Source organism: Kitasatospora sp. NPDC023176 (genome assembly GCF_055560495.1).
In genome coordinates this window covers 37,270-50,382 of record NZ_JBVHIP010000047.1, presented here as the reverse complement: position 1 = coordinate 50,382, position 13,113 = coordinate 37,270, and the positions used below count along the sequence as shown (strand labels likewise).

General features: G+C 73.6%; 13 protein-coding genes. 6 read left to right on the top strand and 7 right to left on the bottom strand.

The features are described from left to right. The 3 genes from galK to ACZ3YL_RS38055 form a co-directional block, all read left to right on the top strand. On the top strand, window positions 1-1,087 hold a 1,087-nt coding region (galK, locus tag ACZ3YL_RS38065; protein ID WP_465662068.1), incomplete at its 5' end, for a galactokinase. An 82-nt stretch (window positions 1,088-1,169) separates the two neighbouring features. After that, the gene (locus ACZ3YL_RS38060) at window positions 1,170-2,339 is read left to right on the top strand and encodes an MFS transporter (protein WP_465662066.1); all 1,170 of its coding nucleotides are present in this window, start codon (window positions 1,170-1,172) and stop codon (window positions 2,337-2,339) included. 347 nt (window positions 2,340-2,686) lie between these two features. Next, the gene (locus ACZ3YL_RS38055; protein ID WP_465662064.1) at window positions 2,687-4,786 is read left to right on the top strand and encodes an alpha-galactosidase; all 2,100 of its coding nucleotides are present in this window, start codon (window positions 2,687-2,689) and stop codon (window positions 4,784-4,786) included. 126 nt (window positions 4,787-4,912) lie between these two features. On the opposite strand, the gene ACZ3YL_RS38050 is transcribed toward ACZ3YL_RS38055, so the two are convergent. Together ACZ3YL_RS38050 and ACZ3YL_RS38045 are read right to left on the bottom strand one after the other, a co-directional pair. Continuing rightward, window positions 4,913-5,275: a hypothetical protein gene (locus ACZ3YL_RS38050; RefSeq protein WP_188306132.1), complete on the bottom strand. Its 363-nt coding sequence runs from the start codon at window positions 5,273-5,275 to the stop codon at window positions 4,913-4,915. A 191-nt stretch (window positions 5,276-5,466) separates the two neighbouring features. Continuing rightward, window positions 5,467-6,279 carry a class I SAM-dependent methyltransferase gene (locus tag ACZ3YL_RS38045; protein ID WP_188306131.1) on the bottom strand — a complete coding sequence of 271 codons (813 nt, stop codon included), beginning with the start codon at window positions 6,277-6,279 and terminating at the stop codon, window positions 5,467-5,469. A 216-nt stretch (window positions 6,280-6,495) separates the two neighbouring features. Here ACZ3YL_RS38045 and ACZ3YL_RS38040 point away from each other — a divergent pair, with 216 nt between their 5' ends. Further along, window positions 6,496-7,005 carry a DinB family protein gene (locus tag ACZ3YL_RS38040; protein ID WP_188306130.1) on the top strand — a complete coding sequence of 170 codons (510 nt, stop codon included), beginning with the start codon at window positions 6,496-6,498 and terminating at the stop codon, window positions 7,003-7,005. 4 nt (window positions 7,006-7,009) lie between these two features. On the opposite strand, the gene ACZ3YL_RS38035 is transcribed toward ACZ3YL_RS38040, so the two are convergent. Together ACZ3YL_RS38035 and ACZ3YL_RS38030 are read right to left on the bottom strand one after the other, a co-directional pair. Continuing rightward, the gene (locus ACZ3YL_RS38035) at window positions 7,010-7,513 is read right to left on the bottom strand and encodes a hypothetical protein (RefSeq protein WP_465662063.1); all 504 of its coding nucleotides are present in this window, start codon (window positions 7,511-7,513) and stop codon (window positions 7,010-7,012) included. Window positions 7,514-7,742: 229 nt separating this feature from the next. Then, window positions 7,743-9,368, bottom strand: coding sequence for a CehA/McbA family metallohydrolase (locus ACZ3YL_RS38030; RefSeq protein WP_465662061.1), 1,626 nt, complete (start codon window positions 9,366-9,368; stop codon window positions 7,743-7,745). A 221-nt stretch (window positions 9,369-9,589) separates the two neighbouring features. Here ACZ3YL_RS38030 and ACZ3YL_RS38025 point away from each other — a divergent pair, with 221 nt between their 5' ends. Further along, complete coding sequence (locus ACZ3YL_RS38025; RefSeq protein WP_465662059.1) at window positions 9,590-10,567, top strand: polysaccharide deacetylase family protein; 978 nt, start codon at window positions 9,590-9,592, stop codon at window positions 10,565-10,567. Between the two features lie 64 nt (window positions 10,568-10,631). Here the strand turns inward: ACZ3YL_RS38025 and ACZ3YL_RS38020 are convergent, their stop codons facing one another. From ACZ3YL_RS38020 to ACZ3YL_RS38010, 3 genes are all read right to left on the bottom strand, one after another. Beyond that, a complete protein-coding gene (locus ACZ3YL_RS38020; protein WP_188307532.1) occupies window positions 10,632-11,015 on the bottom strand; it encodes a barstar family protein in 384 nt (127 codons plus the stop codon). 111 nt (window positions 11,016-11,126) lie between these two features. Next, a complete protein-coding gene (locus ACZ3YL_RS38015) occupies window positions 11,127-11,780 on the bottom strand; it encodes a 4'-phosphopantetheinyl transferase family protein (RefSeq protein WP_188307533.1) in 654 nt (217 codons plus the stop codon). A 215-nt stretch (window positions 11,781-11,995) separates the two neighbouring features. Then, on the bottom strand, window positions 11,996-12,190 hold the full coding sequence (locus ACZ3YL_RS38010; RefSeq protein WP_188307534.1) for a hypothetical protein: 195 nt from the start codon (window positions 12,188-12,190) through the stop codon (window positions 11,996-11,998). Between the two features lie 283 nt (window positions 12,191-12,473). On the opposite strand from ACZ3YL_RS38010, the gene ACZ3YL_RS38005 reads away from it, so the two are divergent. Beyond that, window positions 12,474-12,959: a cysteine/serine endopeptidase inhibitor gene (locus ACZ3YL_RS38005; protein WP_465662057.1), complete on the top strand. Its 486-nt coding sequence runs from the start codon at window positions 12,474-12,476 to the stop codon at window positions 12,957-12,959. Window positions 12,960-13,113: the final 154 nt, after the last annotated feature.

The window sequence follows — 13,113 nt, the reverse complement described above, 5'->3', positions numbered from 1 at the left end:
GTGGGCCGCCCCCGGCCGGGTCAACCTGATCGGCGAACACACCGACTACAACGACGGGTTCGTGCTGCCGATCGCCCTCCCGCACACCGCCCGGGTGACCGCGCGCCGCCGCACCGACGGCCTGCTCCGGCTGTACAGCACCCTGGGCGACGACGGCGTGGTCGAGTTGTCCGTCGCCGAACTGGCCCCCGAGCGGGTGCCGGGCTGGGCCCGGTACCCGGCGGCCGTGGTCTGGGCGCTGCGCGAGGCCGGTCACCCGGTCGGCGGTGCCGACCTCCACGTGGACAGCGACGTGCCCAGCGGCGGCGGCCTGTCCTCCTCCGCCGCGCTGGAGGCCGCGGTCGCCCTGGCCTACCACGATCTGCATGAACTCTCAGTCTCCAGGCCGCAGTTGGCGCTGATCACCCAGCGGGCCGAGAACGCGTTCGCCGGCGTGCCCTGTGGCGTGATGGACCAGATGGCCTCGCTCTGCTGCACCGAGGGCCACGCCCTCCACCTGGACACCCGTGACCTGACGCAGCATCAGATCCCTTTTGATCCGGCCGCCCAGGGGATGCGGCTGCTGGTCGTCGACACCCGGGTCAAGCACGACCTCGGCGACGGCGCCTACGCCGACCTGCGGGCCGGCTGCGAACGGGCCGCCACCCTGCTCGGACTCCCCGCCCTCCGCGACCTCCGGCCGGACGGCCTCGCCGCCGCCCTGGACCGGCTCCCGGACGAACTGCGGCCGCTGGTACGGCACGTGGTGAGCGAGAACGAGCGCGTCCGGCTGGCCGTGAAGCTGCTGCCGGCGGGCCGGCTCGACGCCCTGGGCGCCGTGCTGACCGCCGGACACGCCTCGCTGCGCGACGACTTCGGGACCTCCTGCCCGGAGACCGACCTCGTCGTCGAGACCGCCGTGGCGGCCGGCGCCCGCGGGGCCCGGATGACCGGCGGCGGCTTCGGCGGCTCGGTCATCGTGCTGGTCGACGAGCCGGACGCGGACCGGGTGTCCGCCGCCATCGCCGAGGCCTTCCACCGGGCGGGCTACGCGCAGCCCCACACCTTCCCCGCCCTCCCCGCCGCCGGTGCCCGCCGACTGCGCTGAGCCCGCGCCGTCCGGGGCGACCTGCGACCCGGGGCCGCCCGTGCGCCGCACCGGACGGCGCGCCCGACCCACTGGAGCAGACGTGTCCACCCCGAAGACCGACCGCTCCGACCAGGTGCTCTTCAGCCGGAACGCGGTCGTCGCCTCCTGCCTGGGCTTCGTCCTGATCGGAGCGTTACAGGCGCTCTACGGGCCCTCGATCCCCGCCCTGCGAACACGCTTCGGGCTCACCGAGTCCGGCGCCGGGCTCGGCCTGGGCGCGCACTTCGTCGGCGGCGTCAGCGGCGTACTCCTCTTCGACCGGCTCCACGGCCGCGTCGGCAACCGGACCGCGCTCGGCACCTCCTACGCCCTGATGGCCGTCGGCGCCCTGGGCTTCGCCCTCGCTCCCGGCTGGCCGCTCGCCCTGGCCGCGGCACTGGTCACCGGGCTCGGCTTCGGAGGCATCGACTACGGCCTCAACCTGCTGTTCGCCGTCGGGTTCGGCCGGCGCGGCACGGCCATGCTGAACCTGCTCAACGCGCACTTCGGGGTCGGAGCCATCGCGGGCCCGGCGCTGATCGGCGTGTTCGGCGGCGACCGCCACCCGGCGGTGTTCGCCGCGCTCGCCGCGCTGTCCGCCGGGCTCGTCCTCACCGTGCGCGGGGTGCGCGACGACCGGCCCGAGCCGGCCGCCCGGCCGGGCGCCGCACCCGCGACCGGCCGCCGGGCCACCGCCGTCCTCGCCGTTTTCGTCCTCCTCTACGTCCTGCACGTCGGCGTCGAGAGCGCGATCGGCGGATGGGAGCCCACCCACCTGGAGGCCGTCGGCCACCCGGCCGGGATCGCGGTGGCCGCCACCTCCGGCTACTGGCTGATGATGACGGCCGGCCGGTTCCTCGTCGCCCCGCTGGCCTCGCGCTGGTCGGCACCCGCCATCGTCACCGCCGGCTGCGCGGGCATGACCGTCTGCCTCGCCCTCGCCCCGGTGCCCGCCCTCGCCCCCTACGCGTACGCCGGAGCCGGCCTCTCCATCGCGCCGGTCTTCCCCACCGGACTGTCCTGGCTCAACCAGGCCTCCCCCCGGGCGAGCCGGGCCGGCGCCTGGGTCATCGCCGCCTCCATGGCCGGCGGAGTCGCGGCAACTCCCGCTCTCGGCACGGCCATCGACCACCTCGGGATCACCGCCGTCCCCGTGCTCCTGGCCGCGCTCTCCGCCCTCTGCCTCATCGCCGCCTGCTGGCTCGCCCGCGCGACTCGACCCCGGTCCTGACACGGACGCGGACGTCCCTGGCGGGGAGTCCGTCTCCAGCCGAACCACACATCCGCGCCCAACGTCGGACGGGCGGTTGTGTTGACTCTTGTAGGTTTCTGATCAGCGCAATATCATATGTCACACCGTTGAACATCAGGCGGCCCAGTGGTTCCGACACGTCAGCGCCGCGCCGATGCCGGCTGTCTGAGCGGTCGTCACGCCCCCTTCGTGGTGCCACTGGCGCAGACGTGTCCCGATCAGCTCATCGCAACGCCAGAGCTCAGAGCACCCCACCCCCATCAGCCGTGCTCAGGCCCGCCCTTCGGGCGGCCCCGCCCCGGCCCATCCCCTCGGGAAGCCCCCACATGCGCACATCGCCACAGCGCGTCGCCGGCATGCTGGCCGTCATGGCCCTCGCCGCCTCCGGCATCAGCGCCACCGCCCTCGCCACCGCTGCTCCGGCCGCGGCCCTCGGCAACGGCAACGCCCTGACCCCGCCCATGGGTTGGAACTCCTGGAACAGCCTGGGCCCCCAGGTCAACGAGAGCCAGCTCAAGCAGACCATCGACTTCATGTCCGCCAACGGCCTGGTCCAGGCCGGCTACAACACCGTCACCATCGACGACGGCTGGTCGACGCGCCACCGCGACGGCCAGACCACGGACTTCGCGAAGACCGCCGACTATGCGATGCAGCTGTACGACAACTACGGCAATCCGGTCTCCGGCGCCGACGGCACCGGCAACGACCGCACCAGCGGACACCTGGTGCCCGACCCGGACGCCTTCCCCTCGCAGACCGTCAACGGCCGGACCGTCAACGGCATCCAGTACCTGGCCTGGTACGCCCACAGCAAGGGCATGAAGTTCGGCCTCTACGCCACCGACACCTACACCACCTGCCAGGGCCACCCCGGAAGCCTCGGTCACGAGAGCACCGACGCCAACGACTTCGTCTCCTGGGGCGTCGACTTCGTCAAGTACGACGACTGCCCCTACGGCCCCACGATCGTCGGCCCCGACGGCTACAGCTACTACCCGCAGGGCGAGGGCAAGGAGCTCACCCAGTCCATCTACGCCCGGACGCAGACCTTCCAGCGCGCCCTCGACACGGCGACCGCCGCCACGGGCAGGCCGAAGGTGACCCTCAGCCTGTCCGCGCAGCCCGCGCACACCGGCATCCCCTACCTGCTGAACGCCAACGACCCGGCCCGCACCGACCCGCTGATCGTCGCCGCCGGCACCCAGCCGCACCAGGCACCCGGCTACTCACCCACCGGTGTGTGGTGCGGCCAGGTCGCCAACATGTGCCGCATCGGCGGCGACCGGGACAGCGAACTGGACGGAGTGCTCTACAACGGCCAGCTGCAGACCGCGCTGAAGTACCCGGGCAACGTCCACCCCGGCAGCTGGAACGACCTGGACATGATGTTCGCCGGCTGGCAGGACCCCAACGGCGTCTGGGGCGTCACCGACACCTACAAGGGCAACAAGCCGTTCACCGACGACGAGTCGCGCACCGAGCTGTCCGTCCTGTCGATGATGGCCGCCCCGCTCGTCTCCGGCGCCGACCTGCGCACCGCGGCCGACTCGCAGCACACCGCGAACGGCCAGACCTGGTCCACCGGCATCAACTCCTCCGCGCTGGCGCTCCTGAAGAACCCCGACATGATCGCCATCGACCAGGACAGCCTCGCCAAGCCCGCCACCCTGGTCGGCAGCGCGCCCTCCTCCCCGACCGCGCCGGTGATCCTCAAGCGCCAGCTGGCCAACGGCGACCTGGCCGTCGCCCTGGTCAACCAGGACCCGAACAACTGGGCCATGCCCAGCGCGAGCTTCACCGACCTCGGCCTGACTGGCTCCGGCTACGGCTACCGGGAGATCTGGAGCGGCGCCACCGGCACCACCACCGGTACCCTCGGCGGCAACTGGATCCCCGCGCACGGCGTCGCGCTCTACCGCATCACCGGCGGCAGCGTCGGCATGGGCGGCGGCAGCGGCACCGGTGGCGGCCGGGCGAGCGTCGTCGGCGACGGCAAGTACCACGCGATCAGCGCCGGCGGTACCGGCGGCCAGGCGCTCGAGGTCCAGGGCGGCTGCTACGCCGCCGTCGGCGGCAACTCCGGCATCAACGCCTACCAGAGCGGCAGCGCCGCCCAGCAGTGGCTGTTCACCCCGAACGCGGACGGCACGGTGACGATCGCGGACAACTGCAACACCGCCGCCCAGACCCACGCGGTGCTGGCCGGGGGTGGCGGGGTCGGCAGCACCTACCTGCTCAACCCGTCGCCCGACAACCCCTGGCAGAAGTGGAAGGTCACCCAGAACAGCGGCGGTGCGCTGACCATCACCAACGTCGGTAACGGCCTGGTCCTGGACGTCGCCGGCACAACCGCCGGCTCGACCGGGATGACCGAACCGGCCAACTCGGCCGCGGCCGGACAGAGCTGGGCCGTCCTGTCCTGACCCAGGCCGGGTCGTGGGCCGGGCCGGGCCGGGCCGCTGACGGTGCCCGGCGAGCCTGCTCCGCGCCTTACGTCATAGGCCGTTCCCGCCGGATGGCGGGAACGGCCTTGACACGTTTTCGGGTGCTCACTCGCCGCCCGGGCCCACCGTCTTCTTCCTGCGGAACGGCGCCTCTTCCTGGCCGAGGTCGGCGTCGATCGTGTAGCGGTCGGAGGAGGCGTGTTCTCCGAGCGCCACCAGGCGGAACTCCGAGCCCTGGAAGAAGTAGAAGAGGGTGACGCTCGACACCCCGGCCTTGCCGGCACTGGCGTGAAGCACCTGGACCACGGTGCCGTCGACCGTGTGCTTGCCGCTGTCCTTGCCCTTGCCGTCGTAGGCGGCGTTGAGCGCCTGGCCCAGGTTGGTGAGCCGGCTTCCCTCGACGTGCTTCTTGAGATCCTCCTGTGCGGCCGACTGGCTGGTGTACCTCTTCAGGGTGACTGTCGCCACTTCGTGCTCCCTTCGGGGATCAGGGGCCCGTCCGCGCCTCCCGTGGCGCTGGACTCCCGTGCACAGCCTGTGCGTTGGCCACGGTCCGCACAAGACTGCCTACGGTCCGGAGCGGAGAGCGGGTGCAGGAGGGGGGCCTGTCCGCACGGGGTGGGGACAGGCCCGGGTCGGGGGTGGTGCGGGGGTGGGGGTCAGGTGCGGGTGGCGGTGACAAGGTGGTAGTCGAGGAGGCCGTGGCGCCAGGCGGGGAGGAAGTTGCGGGTCCAGTGGTCGGCGGGGACGGTGTCGGTGAGGTAGCGGTCGAGGCCTGGCCAGACGTCGGCGCCGATGGACTCGGTGGAGACGGCGGTGAAGCCGGCGGTGGTGAGGTCGGTGGTGAAGGCGTCGAGCGGATGGGCGACGTCGAGGCCGTCGGCGAAGCTGGCGAGGAGGATCTTGAGGCGTTCGGTGATCTCGGCGCCGGGGGCGGCGAAGAAGGTGGTGACGGCGAGCCGGCCGCCGGGGCGCAGGACGCGGGCGGCTTCGCGGGCGAAGGTGGCGAGTTCGCGGAAGTGCTGGGCGGCTTCGACGGAGTACAGGCCGTCCAGGGAGGCGTGGGCGAAGGGGAGTTCGCCGGCCGAGCCGAGGGTGAAGGCGAGCCGGTCGGGGTAGGTGGCCAGGGCGCGGGCGTTGACGGCGCGGGCGCGTTCGATCTGGTCGGGGTGGATGTCGACGCCGGTGACGGAGGCGAAGCGGAACTCCCGTAGCGCGAGGGCCGCGCCGAGCCCGCGGCCGCAGCCGACCTCGGCGAGGCGCAGTTGCTCGCGCGGCTCCGGGAAGGTGGCCAGCACCCGGCGGTAGAGCTGCTCCTGGCTGTGCACCCGGTCCTCGGGGGACGGCGCGGTGAGGTCGATCCCGTGCCAGTCACCGAAGTTGATGAACCCGCCGGCGAACGACGGGGCGGTGCTGAGGTCGTCGGCGCCGTAGGTCCGGCGGACCGTCGGGGGGATGTGGTTGTGGTCCATGGGGGGTCGGGTCTCCTGCTCGGTGGGTGCCCGGCGGTCGGGCGCGCCGAGGTACGTACCCAAACCGGTGGCGGTCCGAACACGGTACGTGACGGGCCGGTTCGGAGTTGACGCGATCGGGCGGCGGCCGGCGGCGGCGCCGGAAACGCGGTGTCCGGCCGGGCCGCCGGTTCGCTACAGTCCGCCGGGTATCCGACCCAGAGGAGTGATGAACCGATGAGCACCGACGACCGGCCCGTACCGTCGTTGACCGGCGGCGAGCGCGAGATGCTGCGCCAGTTCCTGGACTACCACCGGGCGACCCTCGCCATGAAGTGCGAGGGCCTGACCGACGAGCAACTGCGACAGTGCTCCAGCCCGCCGTCCACGCTGAGCCTGCTCGGGCTGGTGCGGCACATGGCCGAGGTGGAGCGCACCTGGTTCCGCCGGGTGATCGACGGCGAGGACGTCCCGCTGGTCTGGTCCGAGGACGGCGACTACCAGGTGGCCTACGACACGGCCGGCGCCACCCGTGCCGAGGCCTTCGCCGCCTGGCAGAGCGAGGTCGAGCACTCCCGCCGCATCGAGCTGGCCGCCCCCTCGCTCGACGTGACCGGCTACCAGCCCCGCTGGGAGGCCGAGGTCTCACTGCGCCTGGTGATGCTCCACCTGATCCACGAGTACGCCCGGCACAACGGGCACGCGGACTTCCTCCGCGAGGCCGTCGACGGCGTGGTGGGGGTGTAGGGGCCTACCAACCGAGGAGGTGGGTGCGGGTGGTGAGGGCGGTGAGGAGGGACTTGGCGGTGGTCTCGGGGGTGAGGGGAGTGGTGTCGAGTTCGTGCGGGCTGGTGGGGGGTGTGGTGGTGAGGACGACGTAGTGGAGGGCGGCGCCGGTGGCGCGGCTCTCGCGGCGGAAGGTGTCGAGGGTGGCCGGGGGCTCGGGGCACTCGACGACGACCTGGTAGCCGCCGGTGGCGTAGGCGAAGGCGGCCTGGGCGGCGGCCGCGAGGGCGGTGGCGTGCCGGCGGTCGTTCTCGGGGAGCCGGTCCGGCAGCCGGCCGTCGCGGATGACCTGGAGGAAGTCGTCCGTCCGCAGGTGGGCGCTCGGGTGCAGCTCCTGGGCGAGCAGCGCCGCGACCGGGCTGCCGTGCCCTCCTTCGCCGGCGGCCCCGGCGGGGTCGACGAGGACGAGGACGCCCCCGGCCCCCCGGCCACCCCCGAGCTCCGGCCCACCTACGGTCGTACGGTTCACAGCTGCTGATCCCTTCGCGGGCCGGGGACGGGACGGGTCTGGACGGGTCTGGACGAGTACGGACGGGCAGCCGGGGCGAGGCGGTGGGAGTGCGAAGGAGCCGGTCGGCCCGGATGCGGACAGCCGACCGCCTCATCCCTACGACTGATGCGTTTCGGGGATCAACCTAGTCCAAACGGGTGTCCCGAGTCGTCCCCCTCCCGGTCCGTGGGCGGGTCGGCGCACGCGTTCAGCGCTCGTCGACCCGCAGCACGATCGGGTTGGTGAGGGCCGCCATCGGGCCCCAGGGCAGGTCCCCGCCCATGGTGTTGCCCTTGCCGGGCGTCCCGTCGGCCTTCGGGTGGCGCACCTCGGCGCGGACGTAGGCGGCGAGCGAGGCGGTGGTGCGCCAGACGACCGTGCCGGAGCCGTCGGCGGGCAGCGACTCCTGGTGCAGCTGGCCCTCGTCGGTGATCAGGCGGACGGTGCCGCCGGGCACGCCGGAGAGGGTGAGCCGGACGTCCACCGGGGCGTCGGCGGGGACGGTCAGCTCCTCGCCGATGCCCGCCTGGCGGCCGTTGCCGGTGGCGGTGAGGTCGAGCCGGACGGCGGCGGACTCGGCCAGCCAGCTGCGCCCGGCGCGCAGGCCGTCGAGGACGGCGTCGCGGGTGAGGTCCTCGGCGAGGACGACGTTGTGCGGCAGGCCGATGACCTGGGGCTCGCTGTGGGCGTCGCTGTTGCCCATCGCGGGCCGCCAGGAGCGGTCGCCGGAGCTGCTGCCGCGCAGGGCCGTGGCGAGCTGGGAGTCCCAGGTGTCGACGGCCGACTCGTCGTCGTACGTCCAGGGCCCGTTCCACACCTCGACGGCGTCGGCCTGCTGGTAGCCGAACTTCCACTGGCAGGCGACGTACGGGCAGTACGGGTGGGCGGGCACCACCAGGCCGCCGGAGCGGTGGACCTGGCGGACGAAGCGCGGGAACTCCTCGTCACGGGAACGGTAGCGCCAGTCGACGAACCGGCCGGCCTCCAGGCCGAGCGCCAGCCAGTGGCCGTTGCGGGTGGTGACCTCCTCGCCGGGGACGATCAGCAGGTCGGGGCCGGCCAGCGGGCCCCAGACGGCGTGCGAGGAGCTGGTGTTGTGGTCGGTGGAGACGATGAAGTCCAGTCCGGCCGCGCGGGCTCCGGCGGCCACCTCCTCGGGCAGGCGGCGCCCGTCGGAGTGCACGGTGTGCAGGTGGCAGTCGCCGCGGTACCAGGCCCGGCCGCGGCCGCGGGCCCGCTCCGGCGGGTAGTGCGGGGTGAACTCCGGCCCCGGCTCGCCGAACCGGAGGGTGACCTGGACGTGGTAGTCCAGGCCCTGCGGGGCGACCTGGTAGGGGCCCAGTACGACGTGCCAGGTGCCGGGGTTGATCGGGCCGGGGAGGTAGCCGGGGGTGGCGGTGTCGCGGGCGAGCGCGAACTCGGTGCGGAAGCCGCCGGACCAGCCGCGGAAGCCGTCCCCGCCGAGGTCGGTGCCGCGCTCGTCGAAGATGCCGATGTCGCAGGAGTTGCCGGGGGTGCCGGCCGGGACCTGCGGCTTGTCGTAGCCGTAGGAGACGGCGATCTCGCGGACGCCGTCGGGGACTTCGACCGGGAGGTAGACGAAGTCGGGGGCGCCGGTGGGGAGGTGGCCGGTGAGGGTGAGGGTCTGGTCGCTCGCGTTGCCGGGGCGGCTCGGGGCGGCTGAGGCGGGGCCGGCGGTGGCGCCGCTCGCGGCCAGGCCGAGGGCGGTGGCGGCGCCGGTGGCTAGGCCGGTGCGGAGCAGGTCGCGGCGGGCGGGGTTCGGTGGCTCGGCGGGGTGCTCGGGGCGGGCGGGCGGGGTGGGGTCGGCGGGCATCGGGGCCTCCGGGCTGGTGCGGGCGGGTTCGTCGGCACGCCTACCCCGGGGGGTGAACCGGGGGTGAGGCGGGGGTGAGGCGGGGCCCACCGGGGTGGGGCGGGCCGGTGAAAGGGGCCGGGTGGGGGCGGGGGCGAGTTGCGGGGAGTGACGATCGGTCGGTTCATAGTCATGTGGTCGGTTGGTATGACAAACGGCAATGGGTCGGTCGGGAGGCTGGTGTGGCACTGAGTCGGCGAACGCTGCTGGCGACGCTGGTGGCCGGGGGCGCGCTGGCGGGGTGCCGGGCGGGGCGGGGCGCGGAGGGGGGCGGGGCGGCGCTGGCGCCCGACGTTCCCTCAGGTCCGTCGGCTGCGCCGTCCGCGCCGTCCGCGCCGTCCGCGCCGGCGGTCTCGGGCACGCCGTCCGTCACGCCGTCCGTCACGCCGTCCGTCACTCCCTCGGCCGGTCCGTCGGCCGCGCCCTCCGCCGCCGCCGCGTCCGGGGCCCCCCGGGAGCCCGGCCGGGCCGAGCTGGTCCAGCGCTACGGGGCCGTGGCGCCGACCGAGTGGGGCCTGGACCTCCCCGGGGTGGTCACCGGGCTGCCGGAGGGCGAGCACGCCATGGCGCTCACATTCGACGCCTGCGGGGGGCCCGGCGGGAGCCGCTACGACGCCGACCTGATCGACTTCCTGCGCGCGCACGACGTCCCCGCCACGCTGTTCCTGAACGCCCGCTGGATCGACGCCAATCCGCAGACCTTCGAGCAACTCGCCGCCGACCCGCTGTTCGAGATCGGCAACCACGGTACCGTCCACCGTCCGCTCTCGGTGACCGGCCGTTCGGCGGAGGGGATCGCCGGTACGGGCGGGGTCGGCGAGGTGTACGACGAGGTGGCGGGCAACGCCCACAAGCTGACCGAGCTGCTCGGGCACCCGCCGCGGTTCTTCCGCTCCGGCACCGCGTACTACGACGACGTCGCCACCCGGGTGGTCGCCGATCTGGGCGAACGCATCGCCGGGTTCAGCGTGAACGGCGACGGCGGGGCGACGCTCCCGGCCGCCGAGGTGCAGCAGGAGGTGGCGTCGGCGCCGCCGGGGGCGATCGTCATCGGGCACATGAACCAGCCGGGCCGCGGCACCGCCCGCGGGGTGGCGGCGGCGGTGCCGGGGCTGCTGGCGGCGGGGCGGCGCTTCGTCCGGCTGTCCGACGTGCTGTGAGCCGCCGGAGCGTACCGGCAGGCGGAGCGTCACAGCCGCCGGAGCATCCCCGGCAGGCGGAGGGTCAGAGCAGGCGCAGGCCGCCCGGGTGCCGGCCCTCGATGATGTCGACCAGCCAGTCGAAGACCGTCGGCCCCCGGCCCGCGCGGGCGGCGGCCAGCTCGGCCGAGACCTGCGCGCGGTTGGTGGGGTGGACCCGGGTGAGCCGGCGCTCCAGCTGGCGGACCGTCTCCGGGTAGCCGAGGTTGCGGCGGGCGGCCTCGTGGTGGCGCCACTCGATCACGTAGTCGTCGTCCTCGGGCGTGCCGAAGCCGCCGCTCAGGCAGTCGGCGAAGGCGTCCAGGTTGCGGCCGAAGTAGCCGTCGACGCCGATCTCCCGCCCGACCACGTCCCAGAAGTCCTCCAGGGTGCCGATCTTCTCGCCGTCGATCACATAGGTCACCGTCACGGGGACGAGGATATGCCCGGACGGCGAACCGCCGGGTGACGGGCGGTTACGGCTCGGCGGTCGGTGGTCACGACTCGGGGCGGTCCACGGGTACGGCTCGGCTGACGACCGTTACGGCCGGACGGCGATCGCGGTGGCGAGCAGCCCGTCGCGCACCGCCCAGCGGCCGTCGAAGCCGTCCAGCCGGCGGCCGGCGACGACCGGGCCGGGGACCAGCAGCCGGGCGGTGAAGGTGCCGTCGGGGGAGAGGTCGAGTTCGGCCTCGTGGAAGTCCAGCCACAGCTCGGTGAGCGGGAACCAGGCCTTGTAGACGGACTCCTTGGCGCTGAACAGGATGCGGTCCCACGGTGTGTCCGGCCGCCCGGCGGCGAGCCCGGCCAGCCGCTGCTGCTCGACGGGCAGGGCGACGGACTCCAGGACGCCCTCCGGCAGCGGCAGCGCGGGCTCGGCGTCGATGCCGAGGGAGGCCAGGGCGCCGGTCCGGGTGACGGCGGCCGCGCGGAAGCCCTCGCAGTGGGTGAGGCTGCCGACCACGCCGTCCGGCCAGCTGGGTGCGCCGCGCAGGCCCGGGACGAGCGGGCGGTACGGGACGCCGAGGCGGGCCAGGGCGGTGCGGGCGCAGTGGCGGACGGTGGTGAACTCGCGGCGGCGCTTGTCGACGGCCCGGGCGACGGCCGCCTCCTCGGCGGGCTCCAGCCGCGCCTCGGGCGGGTCGTCGTAGGCCACCTCGGTCACCACGAAGTCCGGCAGCAGGTCCCCGATCACGTGTTCCCCCCTCGGTCGGCAGCGCGGCCGACGGGCCGCGCGGGTCGAGGGTAACCCGGGTGGGCGGCCCTGGTCCGTGATCTTCGCCAACCCGGGGCGGGGCCTCCGGGAGGGGCTGCCGACTGAGCAGGTGGGAGGGGTCGCCGGCCGAGCGGGTGGGAGGGGTTGTCGGCGGAGTGGATGGGAGGGGTTGTCGGCCGAGCGGGCCCGAGAGCTTACTGGCCGAGCAGGTGGGCGAAGTCCAGTCCGAGGCTGCCGAGGACGGGCAGTGCGCCGAGATCGGTGACGCCGCCGACCGGGATGCTGTAGCCCTGGTTCACCTCGCGCGGGGTCGCGGCGGCCGGCGTCGCGGCGGCGAGGGCCGGGGTCAGGACGGCGCCGAGAAGCAGGGCGGCGAGTGCGGTGCGCATGGGACGGGCCTCCGGTGCGGGCGGGGGTGACGGCCTGTCAACACTCTGCGTGGCGGGGTGGTCACGCATCTTCGCCCCTTCGGCCGCATTGGTAAAGATTCTTGACTTGTGTTCATGGCAACACTGCGGAGGTCTGGACCACGCCGAGACGGAACGCATACGTTCCCTTCACCGGGTGGGCATCGGGTCGGATCGGATCGCCGAACTGCCCTGCGGCTTCGGTGACTTCTGCCTGTCATGCCCATGACCTTTCCCGGGATCGACGAACCGGAGGGAACGAACCATGCGCGCCATCGGCACGAACCTCAGGATCCTCGCGGGCGCCCCGCTCGCGGCCGCCGCCCTCATCGCCCTCACCGCCGGCTCGGCCAGTGCCGCGATACCGGTCAACAAGCCGATGACCGGCAAGGCCACCTACTACAACGACGCCGGCTACGGCGCCTGCGGCACCCGGATCAACGCCGCCGACCAACTGCTGGTCGCCGTCTCGCACACCTGGTGGACCTCCGCCAACCCGAACAACGACCAGCTGTGCAAGGGCATTTCGGTCAAGGTGACCTACCAGGGCAAGACCATCACCGTCCCGGTGAGGGACCAGTGTCCGTCCTGCGACTCCACCCACATCGACCTCAGTCAGCCCGCCTTCGCCAAGCTCGCCCCACTGGGCAAGGGCGTGATCAACGGCCTCACCTGGCAGTTCGTCAAGGCCGGGGCGAACGGCAAGACCGTCGAGCTGTCCGAGCCGGTCGCCGGCTCGACCATCGGCTGAGCGGCCCACGCCTTCCGCCGTGCCCGCCCGCGTGCCCGCCCCCGTACTCGCGTCCGTACTCGCGTCCGTACGGGGGTGGGCACGGCGGCGTTCAGGCCGGCTCGGCGGGGCCCCGGGGCCGGGGCGGCGATCTGAGGATTCGCCCTGCGCGGGA